The organism is Pseudomonas sp. Z4-20, assembly GCF_051131955.1.
Classification (GTDB): domain Bacteria; phylum Pseudomonadota; class Gammaproteobacteria; order Pseudomonadales; family Pseudomonadaceae; genus Aquipseudomonas; species Aquipseudomonas marvdashtae.
In genome coordinates, this window is sequence record NZ_CP071641.1 from 1,935,604 (window position 1) to 1,951,387 (window position 15,784).

General features: G+C 61.3%; 13 protein-coding genes and 4 tRNA genes. 15 read left to right on the top strand and 2 right to left on the bottom strand.

What is annotated here, in order from left to right; all coding sequences use genetic code 11:
• The first annotated feature begins 68 nt into the window (after window positions 1-68).
• The 10 genes from gltX to J3P82_RS08995 all read left to right on the top strand — a co-directional run bounded on the left by gltX (window position 69) and on the right by J3P82_RS08995 (window position 5,861).
• Window positions 69-1,550 (top strand): glutamate--tRNA ligase, encoded by a 1,482-nt coding sequence (gene gltX, locus J3P82_RS08950; protein ID WP_434562364.1) that lies wholly within the window; start codon window positions 69-71, stop codon window positions 1,548-1,550.
• Between the two features lie 146 nt (window positions 1,551-1,696).
• A tRNA-Ala gene (locus tag J3P82_RS08955) sits at window positions 1,697-1,772 on the top strand.
• A gap of 79 nt (window positions 1,773-1,851) precedes the next feature.
• Window positions 1,852-1,927: transfer RNA gene (locus tag J3P82_RS08960), tRNA-Glu, on the top strand.
• Between the two features lie 52 nt (window positions 1,928-1,979).
• A tRNA-Ala gene (locus tag J3P82_RS08965) sits at window positions 1,980-2,055 on the top strand.
• A 76-nt stretch (window positions 2,056-2,131) separates the two neighbouring features.
• Window positions 2,132-2,207, top strand: a tRNA-Glu gene (locus J3P82_RS08970).
• Window positions 2,208-2,385: 178 nt separating this feature from the next.
• The gene (locus J3P82_RS08975) at window positions 2,386-2,925 is read left to right on the top strand and encodes a TetR/AcrR family transcriptional regulator (protein ID WP_434562366.1); all 540 of its coding nucleotides are present in this window, start codon (window positions 2,386-2,388) and stop codon (window positions 2,923-2,925) included.
• A 27-nt stretch (window positions 2,926-2,952) separates the two neighbouring features.
• Window positions 2,953-3,786: an alpha/beta fold hydrolase gene (locus J3P82_RS08980; RefSeq protein WP_434562368.1), complete on the top strand. Its 834-nt coding sequence runs from the start codon at window positions 2,953-2,955 to the stop codon at window positions 3,784-3,786.
• A gap of 44 nt (window positions 3,787-3,830) precedes the next feature.
• Complete coding sequence (locus J3P82_RS08985) at window positions 3,831-4,265, top strand: acyl-CoA thioesterase (RefSeq protein ID WP_434562370.1); 435 nt, start codon at window positions 3,831-3,833, stop codon at window positions 4,263-4,265.
• 64 nt (window positions 4,266-4,329) lie between these two features.
• The gene (locus tag J3P82_RS08990; RefSeq protein ID WP_434562372.1) at window positions 4,330-5,289 is read left to right on the top strand and encodes a tRNA dihydrouridine synthase; all 960 of its coding nucleotides are present in this window, start codon (window positions 4,330-4,332) and stop codon (window positions 5,287-5,289) included.
• A 119-nt stretch (window positions 5,290-5,408) separates the two neighbouring features.
• Window positions 5,409-5,861: an Hsp20 family protein gene (locus J3P82_RS08995; RefSeq protein WP_434562374.1), complete on the top strand. Its 453-nt coding sequence runs from the start codon at window positions 5,409-5,411 to the stop codon at window positions 5,859-5,861.
• A 231-nt stretch (window positions 5,862-6,092) separates the two neighbouring features.
• Here J3P82_RS08995 and J3P82_RS09000 read toward each other — a convergent pair whose 3' ends face one another.
• Both J3P82_RS09000 and J3P82_RS09005 read right to left on the bottom strand, forming a co-directional pair.
• Window positions 6,093-9,371, bottom strand: coding sequence for a PAS domain S-box protein (locus tag J3P82_RS09000; protein ID WP_434562376.1), 3,279 nt, complete (start codon window positions 9,369-9,371; stop codon window positions 6,093-6,095).
• 67 nt (window positions 9,372-9,438) lie between these two features.
• Window positions 9,439-10,329 carry a LysR family transcriptional regulator gene (locus J3P82_RS09005; RefSeq protein WP_434562378.1) on the bottom strand — a complete coding sequence of 297 codons (891 nt, stop codon included), beginning with the start codon at window positions 10,327-10,329 and terminating at the stop codon, window positions 9,439-9,441.
• A 157-nt stretch (window positions 10,330-10,486) separates the two neighbouring features.
• On the opposite strand from J3P82_RS09005, the gene leuC reads away from it, so the two are divergent.
• Genes leuC through asd form a run of 5 tightly spaced genes read left to right on the top strand, consistent with a single transcriptional unit; the run spans window position 10,487 to window position 15,681 of the window.
• The gene (gene leuC / locus J3P82_RS09010; protein ID WP_434562380.1) at window positions 10,487-11,905 is read left to right on the top strand and encodes a 3-isopropylmalate dehydratase large subunit; all 1,419 of its coding nucleotides are present in this window, start codon (window positions 10,487-10,489) and stop codon (window positions 11,903-11,905) included.
• Window positions 11,906-11,916: 11 nt separating this feature from the next.
• Complete coding sequence (leuD, locus tag J3P82_RS09015; RefSeq protein ID WP_212799752.1) at window positions 11,917-12,561, top strand: 3-isopropylmalate dehydratase small subunit; 645 nt, start codon at window positions 11,917-11,919, stop codon at window positions 12,559-12,561.
• 51 nt (window positions 12,562-12,612) lie between these two features.
• A complete protein-coding gene (locus J3P82_RS09020) occupies window positions 12,613-13,377 on the top strand; it encodes a class I SAM-dependent methyltransferase (RefSeq protein ID WP_434562382.1) in 765 nt (254 codons plus the stop codon).
• A 54-nt stretch (window positions 13,378-13,431) separates the two neighbouring features.
• The gene (gene leuB, locus J3P82_RS09025; protein ID WP_434562384.1) at window positions 13,432-14,514 is read left to right on the top strand and encodes a 3-isopropylmalate dehydrogenase; all 1,083 of its coding nucleotides are present in this window, start codon (window positions 13,432-13,434) and stop codon (window positions 14,512-14,514) included.
• A gap of 54 nt (window positions 14,515-14,568) precedes the next feature.
• Window positions 14,569-15,681 (top strand): aspartate-semialdehyde dehydrogenase, encoded by a 1,113-nt coding sequence (gene asd / locus J3P82_RS09030; RefSeq protein ID WP_434562386.1) that lies wholly within the window; start codon window positions 14,569-14,571, stop codon window positions 15,679-15,681.
• Window positions 15,682-15,784: the final 103 nt, after the last annotated feature.

A 15,784-nucleotide genomic window follows, 5' to 3' on the forward strand; every position in this document is an offset into this window, starting at 1 on the left:
CCCGCCATCGCCTGTTACCATTCGCCCCCTGTTTCATCTTCGCTTTTATATTCTTTCCGAGACATGCCATGACCACCGTCCGTACCCGCATCGCGCCGTCGCCCACTGGCGATCCCCATGTCGGCACCGCCTATATCGCCTTGTTCAACTATTGCTTTGCCAAGCAGCACGGCGGTGAGTTCATCCTGCGGATCGAGGACACCGATCAGTTGCGTTCGACCCGCGAGTCCGAACAGCAGATTTTCGACGCCCTGCGCTGGCTCGGCATCGACTGGAGCGAAGGCCCGGACGTCGGCGGTCCACATGGTCCGTACCGCCAGAGCGAACGTGGCGAGATCTACCAGCAGTACTGCCAGCAACTGGTGGACATGGGGCACGCCTTCCCGTGCTTCTGCACCGCTGAAGAACTGGACCAGATGCGCGCCGAGCAAATGGCTCGCGGTGAAACCCCGCGCTACGACGGCCGTGCGCTGCTGCTGTCGAAGGAAGAAGTCGACCGTCGCCTGGCCGCTGGCGAGCCTCACGTGATCCGCATGAAGGTGCCGAGCGAAGGCGTCTGCGTGGTGCCGGACATGCTGCGTGGCGATGTCGAGATCCCATGGGATCGCATGGACATGCAGGTACTGATGAAGACCGACGGCCTGCCGACGTACTTCCTGGCCAACGTGGTCGACGATCACCTGATGGGCATCACCCACGTCTTGCGCGGTGAAGAGTGGCTGCCGTCGGCGCCGAAACTGATCCTGCTTTATGAGTACTTTGGCTGGGAGCAACCGCAGCTGTGCTACATGCCGCTGCTGCGTAACCCGGACAAGAGCAAGCTGTCCAAGCGCAAGAACCCGACCTCGGTGACGTTCTACGAGCGCATGGGCTTCATGCCCGAGGCGATGCTCAACTACCTGGGGCGCATGGGCTGGTCGATGCCGGACGAGCGCGAGAAGTTCTCGCTGCAGGAAATGGTCGAACATTTCGACCTGTCGCGCGTCTCCCTGGGCGGGCCGATTTTCGACGTCGAGAAGTTGTCCTGGCTCAATGGCCAATGGCTGCGCGACCTGCCGGTGGAAGAGTTCGCCGCTCGCGTGCAGAAATGGGCGTTCAACCCTGAATACATGATGAAGATCGCTCCTCATGTGCAGGGCAGGGTTGAGACGTTCAGCCAGATTGCGCCATTGGCCGGCTTTTTCTTCGCCGGTGGCGTGACCCCGGACGCGAAGCTGTTCGAGTCCAAGAAGCTCTCGGGCGATCAGGTCCGCCAGTTGATGCAACTGATCCTGTGGAAACTCGAAAGCCTGCGGCAGTGGGAGAAAGACAGCATCACCGCGACCATCCAGGCCGTGGTCGAATCGTTGGAATTGAAATTGCGCGATGCCATGCCGCTGATGTTCGCTGCGATCACCGGCCAGGCCAGCTCGGTCTCGGTGCTCGACGCGATGGAAATCCTCGGGCCAGACCTGACGCGTTTCCGCCTGCGCCAGGCCATCGATCTGCTCGGTGGCGTGTCGAAGAAGGAGAACAAGGAGTGGGAAAAACTGCTGGGTGCGATCGCCTAAGCGGTCGGTGAGGCTGGACATGCCCCGGTTTTGCGGGGTATGTCGGTAAGTGATTGTTATCCCGGCAAAAAACTTTCAATTTCTTTGAAAATAAATTTGACAGCTCTCCGATACGCCCTTAAGATTCGCCCCGTCCTCAGCGATGAGGGGCTATAGCTCAGCTGGGAGAGCGCTTGCATGGCATGCAAGAGGTCGACGGTTCGATCCCGTCTAGCTCCACCAATTTACACTTCAAGGTCTGGCCACACCGGCCTTGGAGCGATCGACACTCAGTGTTGATCAGTTGTATAGAAGGGTTTGCGTCCCCTTCGTCTAGTGGCCTAGGACACCGCCCTTTCACGGCGGTAACAGGGGTTCGAGTCCCCTAGGGGACGCCAGTTTTACAGAAGCGATGTTGCAAAATGTCGCTCCGCCGCGAGGCGAAAATCCGGGGCTATAGCTCAGCTGGGAGAGCGCTTGCATGGCATGCAAGAGGTCGACGGTTCGATCCCGTCTAGCTCCACCAATTTACACTTCAAGGTCTGGCCACACCGGCCTTGAAGCGATCAGTCCTCAGCGCTGATCATGTTCAGAAGGTTTGTGTCCCCTTCGTCTAGTGGCCTAGGACACCGCCCTTTCACGGCGGTAACAGGGGTTCGAGTCCCCTAGGGGACGCCACGATTACCCGCTCTGCGGGATTTATAAGGGTCATTCAATTCTTGAATGGCCCTTTTGTTTGTCTGGCGTTCAGCCAATTTCCCATCCTCAACGAATATGTCTGACCAGCGGTCAAAGATTCCGCTTGCAGAAATTTATTACATGGATAATATTTCAATCGTAATATTCGGAGGCAACGATGAACGATAAAAAGGCACAAACCCGTGAACGCATTCTCAAGGCCGCCAGCGATGCGCTGATCCAGCGCGGGCCGGCCGAGCCGAGCGTGGGCGAGGTGATGGGCGCGGCAGGGCTGACGGTGGGTGGTTTCTATGCCCATTTCGAAAGCAAGGATGCCTTGATGCTGGAGGCGTTCAAGCAATTGCTCAGTCGCCGCCGTGGCTTGATCGCCGATATGGATGCCGAGCTGACCGGTGAGGAACGGCGCGCGTTGGTTGCAGCGTTCTACCTGTCGCGCAAGCACCGCGATTCCACCGAGCAAGCGTGCCCGATCCCGGCGTCGGTCGGCGAGCTCGGGCGGCTGCCGGATGCGTTTCGTGAAGTCCTCAATGAACACATCGAGCTGATGGTCGCGCAATTGGCTGCCAGCCCGGAAGAAGCCGACAAAGCTTTGTCCGACATCGCCTTGATGGTCGGCGGCCTGGCCCTGGCCCGGGCGTTGGGCCCGGGCGAGTTATCGGATCGTTTGCTGCGCGCTGCCAAGTCGGCGGTGCGCTGAGCTAAGGCGCAAGTCCTGGAGATGAGCATGGACAGGTTGAGCTGGATTCGTGGTGTCAATGGCACGCTTGGCCGGATAGCCCCGCGCCTGGTAGCGAAAAAAATGCGCAAGGTGTTCATGAGTCCTCGGGCCCTGCCACCGCGGGACTGGGAACTGCCATTGCTGGCCTCGTCCGAGCGCATCACTTTGCGCTTCGGCCTGTCTGCGTTGCGCTGGGGCAAAGGCCCGGCGGTGTTGCTGATGCACGGCTGGGAAGGGCGGCCCACTCAATTCGCGGCGCTGATCACCGCGCTGGTAGACGCCGGCTACACCGTGGTGGCGCTGGATGGACCGGCCCATGGACGTTCGCCGGGGCGCGAGGCCAATGTCCTGCTGTTCGCCAGGGCGATGCTTGAGGCCGCCGCCGAGCTGCCGCCGTTGCAGGCGGTGATCGGCCATTCCATGGGCGGCGCCAGTGCCATGCTTGCAGTGCAGTTGGGCTTGCGTACCGAGACGCTGGTCAGCATCGCCGCGCCGGCGCGTATTCTTGGCGTCCTGCGTGGATTCGCGCGGATGATGGGCTTGCCGCCCCGGGCACGTTCTGCCTTCATTCGCCAGGTGGAACAGGACGTGGGCATGCAGGCGTCGAGGATGGATGTGGCGCTATACCAGCTGGATATTCCAGGGTTGATTGTCCACGCCGAAGACGACAACTCAGTCTCGGTCAAGGAGTCGCAATTGATCCATGAAGCCTGGTTCGACAGTCGCTTGCTGCGCTTGCCCCAGGGTGGGCATCAGCGAGTGCTGGCCGATCCCCGTGTCATTGATGGTGTGTTATCACTGTTGGCCGGGCGCAGTCTGCAGGCGCGGCAATCGGCCTGAGCTTCCGTTACACTGCCCCGATCCATATTTGACAGGAGACGGGCATGGGCTGGGATCGGGCAACGCCGTTCATCATTGATCTTCAAGTGAGTGCCGAAGACATCGATGGGCTGGGCCACGCCAATAACGCGGTGTACGTCACTTGGCTGGAACGCTGCGCCTGGCGCCATTCCCAACGCCTGGGCCTGGATTTGGTGGAATACCGGCGGCTGGACCGGGCCATGGCGGTGGTGCGGCATGAAATCGATTACCTGGCGGCGGCCTACGAGGGCGACGAGTTGCAGTTGGCGACCTGGATCGTCGATTGGGACCAGCGGCTGAAAATGTCTCGGCATTTCCAACTGGTCCGCCCCAGTGATAACGCGACGTTGTTGCGCGCCCAGACTACTTTTGTTTGCATCGAACTCTCTACCGGCCGCCCCAAGCGCATGCCGCCGGAGTTCATCGAAGGCTATGGCCCCGCGCTTGTCCCTTGTTGAATTACCGATTTGGTAAGCGAAATCCGCTAAACTGCCGCACGTTTTTTCGTTGAGTGTGTTTTTCATGCAAATTGCCCTGGCGCCCATGGAGGGGTTGGTCGACAACATCCTGCGGGACGTCCTGACCCGTGTTGGCGGAATCGATTGGTGCGTCACCGAGTTCATCCGTATCAACGACCGCCTGCTCACACCGGCTTACTTTCATAAGCTCGCCCCGGAATTGTTGACCGGCGCTCGAACGGCGGCAGGCGTACCGCTGCGGGTGCAGCTATTGGGTTCCGACCCGGTGTGCCTGGCGGAAAATGCCGCCCTGGCCTGCGAGCTGGGCTCTGAAGTAATCGACTTGAATTTTGGCTGTCCGGCCAAGACCGTGAATAAATCCCGAGGCGGTGCGGTGCTGCTCAAGGAGCCGGAGCTGCTCAACCAAATCGTCGAGCATGTACGTCGTGCCGTCCCCGGGCATATCCCCGTCACCGCCAAGATGCGCCTGGGTTTCGACAGCCCGGACGGCGCGCTGGTCTGCGCCACGGCGCTGGCCGAAGGCGGTGCGGCACACATCGTCGTGCATGCGCGGACCAAGACCGATGGCTACAAGCCCCCGGCGCATTGGGAGTGGATCCCCCGCGTCCAGGAAGTGGTCAAGGTACCGGTGTTCGCCAATGGTGATATCTGGAGCGTGGAAGACTGGCGCCGTTGCCGCGAAATCAGTGGCGTGGAAGACATCATGCTCGGACGCGGCCTCGTTTCCCGTCCCGACCTGGCCCGGCAGATCGCCGCTGCCCGGGCCGGCGAGGAAGTGGTCGAGATGTCCTGGGCCGAACTGCAACCGATGCTCCAGGACTTCTGGATGCAAGTGGTCGAACAACTGACGCCACGCCAGGCGCCCGGTCGATTGAAGCAATGGCTGGCGATGCTGACCCGCAATTACCCCGAGGCGGTTGAGCTATTTACCGCCCTGCGCCGGGAAACCGATCTGGACGCAGTGGGGCATTTGCTGGGTGTGAAACGCACCGAAGCGGCCTGAAAAAAATTTCAGAAAAAGCTCTTGAAAAGTTTTTGGCGGTCCCTAGATAAGGGTTACGCGATGCCGAATTCGGGTCGCGGAGACAAAAAAACTTGCTGAACTTTCAGGAGATTTGAATCATGAGTACTGCATTTTCCTTGGCCCCTCTGTTCCGTTCCTCGGTGGGTTTCGACCGTTTCAACGACCTGTTCGAAACCGCGCTGCGTAACGAACCAGGCAGCAGCTATCCACCCTACAACGTGGAAAAACATGGCGATGACGAATACCGCATCGTGGTCGCCGCCGCCGGGTTCCGCGAAGAGGACCTCGAGCTGCAAGTGGAAAAAGGTGTGCTGACCATCAGCGGCGGCAAGCGCGAGGCCAGCAACGACAGCGTGACCTTCCTGCACCAGGGCATTGCCCAGCGTGCGTTCAAGCTGTCCTTCCGGTTGGCGGATCATATCGAGATCAGGTCTGCGGGCTTGAGCAACGGCCTGTTGAGCATCGACCTGTTGCGCGTGGTACCGGAAGAGGCGAAAGCCAAGCGCATTCCCATCAACGGTGCGCAGCAGAAACCTGCACTGGAAAACTGATGCATCGCAGTTGAAGAAGGGCGCCGAATGGCGCTCTTCTTTGTTTTTCGCAAGCAGTGAAGGATTAATTGTGGCGAGGGAGCTTGCTCCCGCTGGGTTGCGAAGCAGCCCTGAAACCAGTCACCTCGGTGTGTCAGGTTGGTCTTGTTCGAACATTTTATTTTTTGGGGCCGCTGCGCAGCCCAGCGGGAGCAAGCTCCCTCGCCACAAAAGCTACCCAAGCCACAACACCTACGGCAACAACCGCTCGAACGCCTCCAGCGGCAACGGTCGGCTGTGCAGGTAACCTTGGTACAAATGGCATTCAAGCCCCTGCAAAAACTGCAATTGCTCCAGCGTCTCCACCCCTTCGGCAATCATTTCCAGGTTCAGGCTGCGGGCCATGGCGACGATGGCGCGGATGATTTCGGCGTCGTTGGGGTCGCTGGTGGCATCGCGTACAAAGGACTGGTCGATTTTCAGCGTGTCCACCGGCAGCCGCTTGAGATAGGTCAACGATGAATAACCGGTGCCGAAATCGTCCATGGCGAAGCTCACGCCCATTTTCTTGAGGCGGCGCATCTTGCCGATGGTGTCGTCCAGGTTCTGGATCACGATGCCTTCGGTGATTTCCAGTTTCAGCATGCAATAGGGCAGGCCGTGGCTGGTGAGGCTGTTTTCGATGCGTTCGACAAAGTCGCTCTGGCGGAACTGACGAGGGCTGATGTTCACGCACAGCTTGAACCGTTGCGGGTCGACCTTGCCCTTGGCGATCAGCTGTTTGAAACCGTCGCAGGCTTCGTCGAGGATCCAGGTCCCTACCTCCAGGATCAAGCCGCTGTCCTCCAATACCTTGATGAATTCGTTGGGCGATTGCGCGCCCAGGTCTGGGTGATGCCAGCGCACCAGGGCCTCGGCGCCAACGATGCGGTTGTCGCGGGCGTCGACCTGCGGTTGGAAATGCACGCTGAACTCGTTACGGGCCAGGGCCTGGCGCAGGTCGGTTTCCATGCGCAGCCGCTCGCTGGCGGCTTTTTGCATCGTGGCGTGGAACATCTGCGAGGTGTTGCGGCCCGAGTCCTTGGCGCGGTACAGGGCAATGTCGGCGCGCTTGAGCAGGTCGGTAGGCGTGGAGCCGTGGTCCGGAATCAACGCCATGCCGATGCTCGGGGTCACTTGCAGCCGTTGGCCGTCTAGAAACATGGGTTCCGAGAGCAATTCACGCAGGGTATCGGCGAGGGTCTGGACCTGCTGGGTGACCGCGCCGCGCGTACCTTCCAGGCCGCTGAGCAGCACGACGAATTCATCACCGCCCAGCCGCGCCACGGTGTCCTCGAGGCGGACGCTGGCTTCGAGGCGCGCGGTGATGATTTTCAACACCGTGTCGCCGACCGGATGACCGAGCGAATCGTTAATGTGCTTGAAGTGATCCAGGTCGAGGAACAGCAGGGCCCCGCGCAAGTTATGGCGCTTGAGCAAGGCGATCTGCTGGCTCAACCGATCCAGCAGCAGCGCCCGGTTGGGCAGATTGGTCAGCGGATCGTGGTAGGCCAGGTGGCGGATCTGCGCTTCGGCGTTACGCAGCAGGCTTACGTCCCGGGCAGTCAGCAACAGGCATGCGGTCTCGTTGAGCGTGATGGGCTCGACCGACACTTCCACCGTAAGGGTTTCCCCGCGTTTGTTGCGTCCAAGCATTTCCTGATGCAGGACGCGGCCCTTGAGCTGCAATTCAGCCAGCAACGCCGCGCGCTGTTTTTCCTCGGCCCAGATGCCGACTTCATAGACCGTGTGGCCAATCACCTCGTCGGCGCGGTAGCCGGTCAGGCGACAGAAGCCGTCGTTGACCTCCAGGTACCGGCCGCTTTCGAGTTCGGTGATGGTGATGGCGTCGGGGCTGGAGTGGAACGCCTTGGCGAACTTCTCTTCGCTGGCCTTGAGCGCCGCTTCGGAGCGTTGCTGTTGGGTAATGTCCCGAAGGGTGGTGACAATGCAGGGCTGGTTGCCGACGTTGATCTGTCGGCTGGAAATGACACAGGTCAACGGCTGCCCATTCTTGTGATGGACCACCATGGCGACGTTGCTCAGCGACTGCTCGCGGATCACCCGTTCGATGCGTTGCAGGCTGCTGCCCGAGGCGTCCCACAGGCCGATCTCCTCGGCGCTACGGCCGAGCACATCATTGGCCGCCCAACCAAAGGTCTGGGTGAAACTGGAGTTGATTTCCAGGAACCTGCCGTCGTCCTGGTGCGTGACGCAGATCGGGTCGGGACTGACCTGGAACAGGGTGGCGAACTTCTCCTCCGAGGCCGCCAGGCTCTGTTCGCGCTCTACCTGGTCGGTGATGTCCAGCAGGGTGCCGGCCATGCGCAAGGGGCTGCCGTCGTCGTTGCGGTAGAGGCGGGCGCGGCTCTCCAGATAGCGGGAGCTGCCGTCCGGCAACTGCACGCGGTAGGTCAATTGATAGTTGCCCGCCGGGCCTTCCCGCAGGCTGCGGTAGGCGTTGCGCATGTTGTTGCGTTCTTCGGTGGGCACGCCCTCGAAAAACGCATCGAACGATTCATGAAATGCCATGGGCTCCAGGCCATGAAGCTGCGCGGCCCGCGCCGAGCCGTAGAGCATGCCGCTGGGGATGTGCCAGTCCCAGGTGCCCAATTGCGCCGAGTCAAGGGCCAGGTCCAGGCGTTCCTGGCTGTCCTTCAGGGCCTGTTCGGCGAGCTTGCGTTCGGTGGTGTCGAGAAAGGTGCTCAGCAGATATGGCTGGCCTTCGAGCTCGACTTTCTGGGCGCTGAGAATGCCGTTGTGAACCTGGCCGTTGCTGGCCCGAAACTCCACCTCCATGCTCACCAGTTCGCCCTTGGCCTTGGTCGCTTCCACCAGCTTCGCCCGTTGCCTGGGGTCGACCCACAAGCCCAGTTCCAGGGTCGTACGGCCAATCACATCATGCACCGGCCAGCCGAACAGGCTTTCGAAATACTGGTTGGCTTCGCTGATCAGCCCGTCTTCCTGGCGGGTCAGCAGGACCATGTTCGGGCAAAGATGAAACAGCGTGGCGAAGCGTTTTTCCGAGCTGCGCAACGCCTGTTCTCGTTCGCGCTGGTGGGTGATTTCACGGATCACGCCGATCATGCGCGGGCGGCCGTGCTTGTCGGGCAGCACGCTGCCACTGATTTCCAGCCAGTGCAGGCTGCCATCGGGCCAGACGATGCGGTGATGCATCGCCTGTTCCAGTGGCGCACCGGCCACCGCCGCGTGAAAGGCGCGCATGGCCTTGGCGCGGTCTTCGGGCAAGAGCAGATCGAGGTAGTCAACGTCCGCTGGTAACGGTTGGCGCGGATCGAAGCCGAACAGCGCCTGGGTGCCTCGCGACCAACTGATCTGTCCGGTATCGATGTCCCAAGACCAGGCCCCCAGGCGCGCACCGTTCAAGGCCGCCAGCAGTTGTGGCGCGCTGTCCCAGCTTTGCTCGGACCGTTTCGGGTCCAGGGCCTGGATGCGTGGCAGGGGCGGGAGGTGGTCGGCGGGTTTGGGCATTCTCTAGCGGGCCTTGGCAGGTGGGGCGTTAGGCACAGGCGGCGCGGCCCTATAGGAGTAGCACAACTTATGCCCTTGTCCCTGGCAGATCGACTTGTGCATCCAATAGAGCCATGAAAGCCCGTGCAGCGTTCGACAGCGTCCGTTCGGTGTGCAAGATATAGCCTAGCTGGCGACTGAGCTGCATGCCCGGCAAAGGCACGCGCGCCACCTGTTCATCGAGCATGGTGCGCGGCAGAACGCTCCAGGCCAGGCCGATGGAGACCATCATTTTTATGGTTTCCAGGTAATTCGTGCTCATCGCGATGTTCGGTGTCAGGCCCTGGGCTTCGAACAGTCGTTGCACAATGTGATGGGTGAACGTGTTGCCACCCGGGAAAACCGCCGGATGCAGGGCGATGTCCGCCAGGCTCACCGCGCGGTTTTCCAGCAATGCGTGTTCCGGCGCCACCACGAAATCCAGCGGGTCGTCCCACACCGTCGTCGCTCGCACCAATGAGTGAGGTTCGGGGGCGAGGGTGATGACCGCCAGCTCCGCCCGACCATGGAGGATTTCCTCGTAGGCCACTTCCGAGTCCAGGAACTGAATATCCAGCGCGACCTGTGGGTAGCGTCGGGTGAACTCCCTTAATAACGGCGGCAGTCGATGCAAGCCGATGTGGTGGCTGGTGGCGAGCGTCAGGCGGCCGGTCACTTCGCCGGTCAGGTTGGTCAGGGCCCGGCGGGTGTCGTCCAACACGTTGAGGATCTGATAGGCCCGTGGCAGCAGGGCCCGACCGGCTTCGGTCAGGCCGACTTCCCGGCCCAGCCGGTCGAACAGGCGCACCTTGAGTTGCTGTTCCAGCCCGGCGATGCGCTTGCTGATGGCCGGCTGGGTCAGGTGCAGGCGCTCGCCAGCGCCGGAGAAACTGCCGGTTTCGGCGATGGCAATAAAGGCATTGAGATTGGCAAGGTCCATGGCGTTTCTGGTCGGATTCCAGTTAGTTATGCAAAGCATGAAAAATATGAATTTGAGTTATTTAATGTAGCCTCTTACCATCAGCCTCACAAGCCAAGGGGTTATTGATCCGCTCAGGACCCAGGGCATAGAAACAAGCTGATGAGGAAACCGTCTGATGGCCGGCAAAACGCTCTACGACAAGCTCTGGGATTCGCATTTGGTCAAGCAGCGCGACGATGGCTCGGCGCTGATCTACATCGATCGTCACATCATTCACGAAGTGACCTCGCCGCAAGCTTTCGAAGGCCTGCGCCTGGCCGGGCGCAAGCCTTGGCGTATCGATGCCAACATCGCCACCCCGGACCACAACGTACCGACCACCCCGGAGCGCAAGGGCGGCATCGAGGCCATTGCCGACCAGGTCTCGCGCCTGCAGGTCCAGACCCTCGACGACAACTGCGACGAATACGGCATTGTCGAATTCAAGATGAACGACGTGCGCCAGGGCATCGTCCACGTGATCGGCCCGGAGCAGGGCGCGACCTTGCCGGGTATGACCGTGGTCTGCGGCGACTCGCATACCTCGACTCACGGTGCCTTCGGTGCGCTGGCCCATGGCATCGGTACTTCCGAAGTCGAGCACGTGCTCGCCACCCAGTGCCTGGTCGCCAAGAAAATGAAAAACATGCTGGTGCGCGTCGAGGGCAAGCTGCCGTTCGGCGTGACCGCCAAGGACATCGTCCTGGCCGTGATCGGCAAGATCGGCACCGCCGGCGGCAATGGCCACGCCATCGAGTTCGCCGGCAGCGCGATCCGTGACTTGTCGGTGGAAGGCCGGATGACCATCTGCAACATGTCCATCGAGGCCGGTGCTCGCGTGGGCCTGGTGGCCGCCGATGAAAAAACCGTGGAATACGTCAAGGGCCGTCCGTTCTCGCCAAAAGGCGCGGAATGGGATATGGCTGTCAAGGCCTGGAAAGACTTGGTCTCCGATGCCGATGCCCAGTTCGATACCGTGGTCGAGCTCGACGCCACGCAGATCAAGCCACAAGTCAGCTGGGGCACTTCGCCGGAAATGGTCTTGGCGGTGGACCAGAACGTACCGGATCCGGCCAAGGAAATGGACCTGGTCAAGCGTGACTCCATCGTCCGTGCGTTGAAATACATGGGGTTGAGCGCCAACCAGGCGATCACCGACATTCAGCTGGACCGCGTGTTCATCGGCTCTTGCACCAACTCGCGGATCGAAGACCTGCGCGCCGCTGCGGTGATCGCCAAGGGCCGCAAGGTCGCCTCGACCATCAAGCAGGCCATCGTCGTGCCGGGCTCCGGCCTGGTGAAAGCCCAGGCCGAAGCGGAAGGGCTGGACAAGATTTTCCTCGAGGCCGGTTTCGAATGGCGCGAGCCGGGATGCTCGATGTGCCTGGCGATGAACCCGGATCGCCTGGAGTCGGGCGAGCATTGCGCCTCGACGTCCAACCGAAACTTCGAAGGCCGTCAAGGCGCCGGTGGCCGCACGCACCTGGTGAGCCCGGCGATGGCCGCGGCGGCGGCCGTCAACGGCCGTTTCGTCGACGTCCGCGAATTGATCTGAAGGAGCGCAGCATGAAAGCTTTTACCCAGCACACCGGTCTTGTCGCGCCTTTGGATCGTGCCAACGTCGACACCGACCAGATCATCCCCAAGCAATTCCTGAAGTCGATCAAGCGCACCGGCTTCGGTCCGAACCTGTTTGACGAATGGCGCTACCTGGATGTCGGCCAGCCGTACCAGGACAACTCCAAGCGGCCGTTGAACAAGGATTTCGTGCTCAACGCCGAGCGTTATCAAGGCGCCAGCGTGTTGCTGGCTCGCGAGAATTTCGGCTGCGGTTCGAGCCGCGAGCACGCGCCATGGGCCCTGGAAGAATACGGTTTTCGCAGCATCATCGCGCCGAGCTATGCCGACATTTTCTTCAACAACAGCTTCAAGAACGGCTTGCTGCCGATCATCCTCAGCGACGCTGACGTGGATGAACTGTTCCAGCAGGTCGAGGCCAATCCGGGCTATCAACTACAGGTCGACCTGGCCGCCCAGACCGTGACCCGTCCCGACGGCAAGGTGCTGGGTTTCGAGATCGACGCGTTCCGCAAGCATTGCCTGCTCAACGGCCTGGATGACATCGGCCTGACCTTGCAGGACGGCGAGGCGATTGCCACGTTCGAGGCCAAGCACCGGGCGAGCCAACCTTGGTTGTTTCGCGATGCTTGATCTTGCGTAACGAGTAAAGACGCCAGCGACACGAAACCATAAGGACATCCCATGACCAGCGCCGCCCACAGTCAGGTTGTACAAAAGCAATTCGGTGAACAGGCCTCGGCCTATCTGAGCAGTGCCGTGCACGCCCAGGGTGCTGAATTCGCACTGCTACAGGCGGCGTTGGCCGGTCGCGGCGATGCCCGCGTGCTGGATCTGGGCTGCGGCGCCGGCCATGTGAGTTTCCACGTGGCGCCGCTGGCCGGTGAAGTGGTGGCTTATGATTTGTCCCAGCAAATGCTCGACGTAGTCGCCACGGCGGCAGCGGAGCGTGACCTGGGCAATATCAGCACGGTACGTGGCGCCGCCGAGCGCTTGCCGTTTGCCGCCGGCGAGTTCGATTTCGTCTTCAGCCGCTATTCAGCGCATCATTGGAGCGACCTGGGCCTGGCGCTGCGGGAAGTTCGTCGGGTGCTCAAGCCGGGTGGGGTGATGGCGTTCATCGACATCCTGTCGCCGGGCACGCCGCTGTTCGATACCTACTTGCAAAGCGTCGAAGTGCTGCGCGACACCAGCCATGTGCGCGACTATTCGGCCGCCGAGTGGTTGCGCCAGGTCAGCGAGGCGGGGCTGCACACCCGTAGCACCTCCCGTCAGCGCTTGCGCCTGGAGTACCCATCGTGGGTCGAGCGCATGCGCACTCCGGAAGTGATGCGAGCGGCGATTCTTGAGTTGCAGCGCTCGATGGGCGATGAAGTGCGTGAATATTTTCAGATTGAGGCCGATGGTTCGTTCAGTACGGATGTGCTGGTGCTGTGGGCCGAGCGATAACATTTTTTCCGGCCATGCCCAGAGGCGTGTCCCGACAGAGCAAATGAGGAAAGCATGAGCAAGCAGATTCTGATTCTCCCAGGTGATGGCATTGGCCCGGAAATCATGGCCGAGGCGGTCAAGGTCCTGGAGCTGGCGAACGATAAGTACGGCCTGGGCTTCGAACTCAGCCACGACGTGATCGGCGGCGCGGCCATCGACAAGCACGGTGTGCCGCTGGCCGACGAAACCCTGGACCGTGCCCGTGCTGCCGATGCCGTGCTGCTGGGCGCCGTGGGCGGCCCGAAATGGGACAAGATCGAACGTGACATCCGCCCTGAGCGCGGCCTGCTGAAGATTCGTGCGCAACTGGGCCTGTTCGGCAATTTGCGGCCGGCGATCCTTTACCCGCAACTGGCCGATGCCTCGAGCCTGAAGCCGGAAATCGTCTCGGGCCTGGACATCCTAATCGTCCGCGAGCTGACCGGCGGTATCTACTTCGGCGCCCCGCGTGGCACCCGTGAGCTGGACAACGGCGAGCGCCAGGCCTACGACACCCTCCCGTACAGCGAAAGCGAAATCCGCCGCATCGCCCGGGTTGGCTTCGACATGGCTCGCGTGCGTGGCAAGAAGCTCTGCTCGGTGGACAAGGCCAATGTGCTGGCTTCCAGCCAACTGTGGCGCGAAGTGGTCGAGCAGGTGGCCAAGGATTACCCGGATGTCGAACTGAGCCACATGTACGTCGACAACGCCGCCATGCAACTGGTGCGCGCGCCGAAGCAGTTCGATGTGATCGTCACCGACAACCTGTTCGGCGACATCCTGTCCGACGAAGCGTCGATGCTCACCGGTTCCATCGGCATGCTGCCGTCGGCCTCCCTGGACGCCAACAACAAGGGCATGTACGAGCCGTGCCATGGTTCGGCGCCGGACATCGCCGGGCAGGGCATCGCCAACCCGTTGGCGACCATCCTGTCGGTGTCGATGATGCTGCGCTACAGCTTCAGTTTGAACGATGCCGCCGACGCGATCGAAAAAGCCGTCAGCGTGGTCCTGGACCAGGGCTTGCGCACAGGTGATATCTGGTCGCAGGGTTGTACCAAAGTCGGTACGCAGCAAATGGGCGATGCAGTAGTCGCCGCGCTGCGGAATCTGTAATCTTTCGGGCCCACCGCTTCGACGGTGGCCCACTTTTGTATAGGTGTAGTTGCGATGAAACGTGTAGGTCTGATCGGTTGGCGCGGCATGGTCGGTTCCGTGCTCATGCAGCGAATGCTGGAAGAGCAGGATTTCGATCTCATTGAGCCGGTGTTTTTCACCACCTCCAACGTTGGTGGCCAGGGCCCGTCCGTGGGCAAGGACACCGGTGTGCTCAAGGATGCCTACAGCATCGAAGAGCTCAAGACCCTCGACGTGATCCTGACCTGCCAGGGCGGCGACTACACCAGCGAAGTGTTCCCCAAGCTGCGTGAAGCCGGCTGGCAGGGTTACTGGATCGACGCCGCTTCCAGCCTGCGCATGCAGGACGACGCGGTGATCATCCTCGACCCGGTCAACCGCAAGGTCATCGACCAGCAGCTGGATGCGGGCACCAGGAACTACATCGGCGGCAACTGCACCGTCAGCCTGATGCTGATGGGCCTCGGCGGCCTGTTCGAAGCCGGCCTGGTGGAATGGATGAGCGCCATGACCTACCAAGCGGCGTCCGGTGGCGGCGCGCAGCACATGCGAGAGCTGATCAAGCAAATGGGCGTGACTCACGGCGCCGTTGCCGATGAGCTGGCGAACCCGGCCAGCGCCATCCTCGATATCGACCGCAAGGTCGCCGAGGCGATGCGCAGCGATGCCTACCCGACCGAGAATTTCGGCGTACCGCTGGCCGGCAGCCTGATCCCCTGGATCGACAAGGAACTGCCTAACGGCCAGAGCCGTGAAGAGTGGAAGGCCCAGGCCGAAACCAACAAGATCCTCGGTCGCTTCAAGAGCCCGATCCCGGTGGACGGCATCTGCGTGCGCATCGGCGCCATGCGTTGCCACAGCCAGGCGCTGACCATCAAGCTGAACAAAGACGTGCCGATTGCCGACATCGAAGGCCTGATCAGCCAGCACAACCCTTGGGTCAAGCTGGTGCCGAACAATCGCGAAACCAGCATGCAGGAGCTGAGCCCGACCAAGGTCACCGGCACCCTGAACGTGCCGGTGGGGCGTCTGCGCAAACTGAACATGGGGTCGCAATTCGTCGGTGCCTTCACCGTTGGCGATCAACTGTTGTGGGGCGCGGCCGAGCCGTTGCGTCGCATGTTGCGGATCCTGCTCGAACGTTGATCGGTTGCTGCCGTGAAAGAACCCGCGCCTTGTGAGAGGTGCGGGTTTTTTTATGGGCCGGCAGCGGTTTTCCTGCGCTCAATTGCTTGCCCGCCAGCCACCC

What these genes read in the sequence shown, in the direction of transcription:
- gltX (WP_434562364.1), top strand. Translation starts at nt 69, where the DNA reads ATGACCACCGTCCGTACCCGCATCGCGCCGTCGCCCACTGGCGATCCC.
- J3P82_RS08975 (WP_434562366.1), top strand. Translation starts at nt 2,386, where the DNA reads ATGAACGATAAAAAGGCACAAACCCGTGAACGCATTCTCAAGGCCGCC.
- J3P82_RS08980 (WP_434562368.1), top strand. Translation starts at nt 2,953, where the DNA reads ATGGACAGGTTGAGCTGGATTCGTGGTGTCAATGGCACGCTTGGCCGG.
- J3P82_RS08985 (WP_434562370.1), top strand. Translation starts at nt 3,831, where the DNA reads ATGGGCTGGGATCGGGCAACGCCGTTCATCATTGATCTTCAAGTGAGT.
- J3P82_RS08990 (WP_434562372.1), top strand. Translation starts at nt 4,330, where the DNA reads ATGCAAATTGCCCTGGCGCCCATGGAGGGGTTGGTCGACAACATCCTG.
- J3P82_RS08995 (WP_434562374.1), top strand. Translation starts at nt 5,409, where the DNA reads ATGAGTACTGCATTTTCCTTGGCCCCTCTGTTCCGTTCCTCGGTGGGT.
- J3P82_RS09000 (WP_434562376.1), bottom strand. Translation starts at nt 9,371, where the DNA reads ATGCCCAAACCCGCCGACCACCTCCCGCCCCTGCCACGCATCCAGGCC.
- J3P82_RS09005 (WP_434562378.1), bottom strand. Translation starts at nt 10,329, where the DNA reads ATGGACCTTGCCAATCTCAATGCCTTTATTGCCATCGCCGAAACCGGC.
- leuC (WP_434562380.1), top strand. Translation starts at nt 10,487, where the DNA reads ATGGCCGGCAAAACGCTCTACGACAAGCTCTGGGATTCGCATTTGGTC.
- leuD (WP_212799752.1), top strand. Translation starts at nt 11,917, where the DNA reads ATGAAAGCTTTTACCCAGCACACCGGTCTTGTCGCGCCTTTGGATCGT.
- J3P82_RS09020 (WP_434562382.1), top strand. Translation starts at nt 12,613, where the DNA reads ATGACCAGCGCCGCCCACAGTCAGGTTGTACAAAAGCAATTCGGTGAA.
- leuB (WP_434562384.1), top strand. Translation starts at nt 13,432, where the DNA reads ATGAGCAAGCAGATTCTGATTCTCCCAGGTGATGGCATTGGCCCGGAA.
- asd (WP_434562386.1), top strand. Translation starts at nt 14,569, where the DNA reads ATGAAACGTGTAGGTCTGATCGGTTGGCGCGGCATGGTCGGTTCCGTG.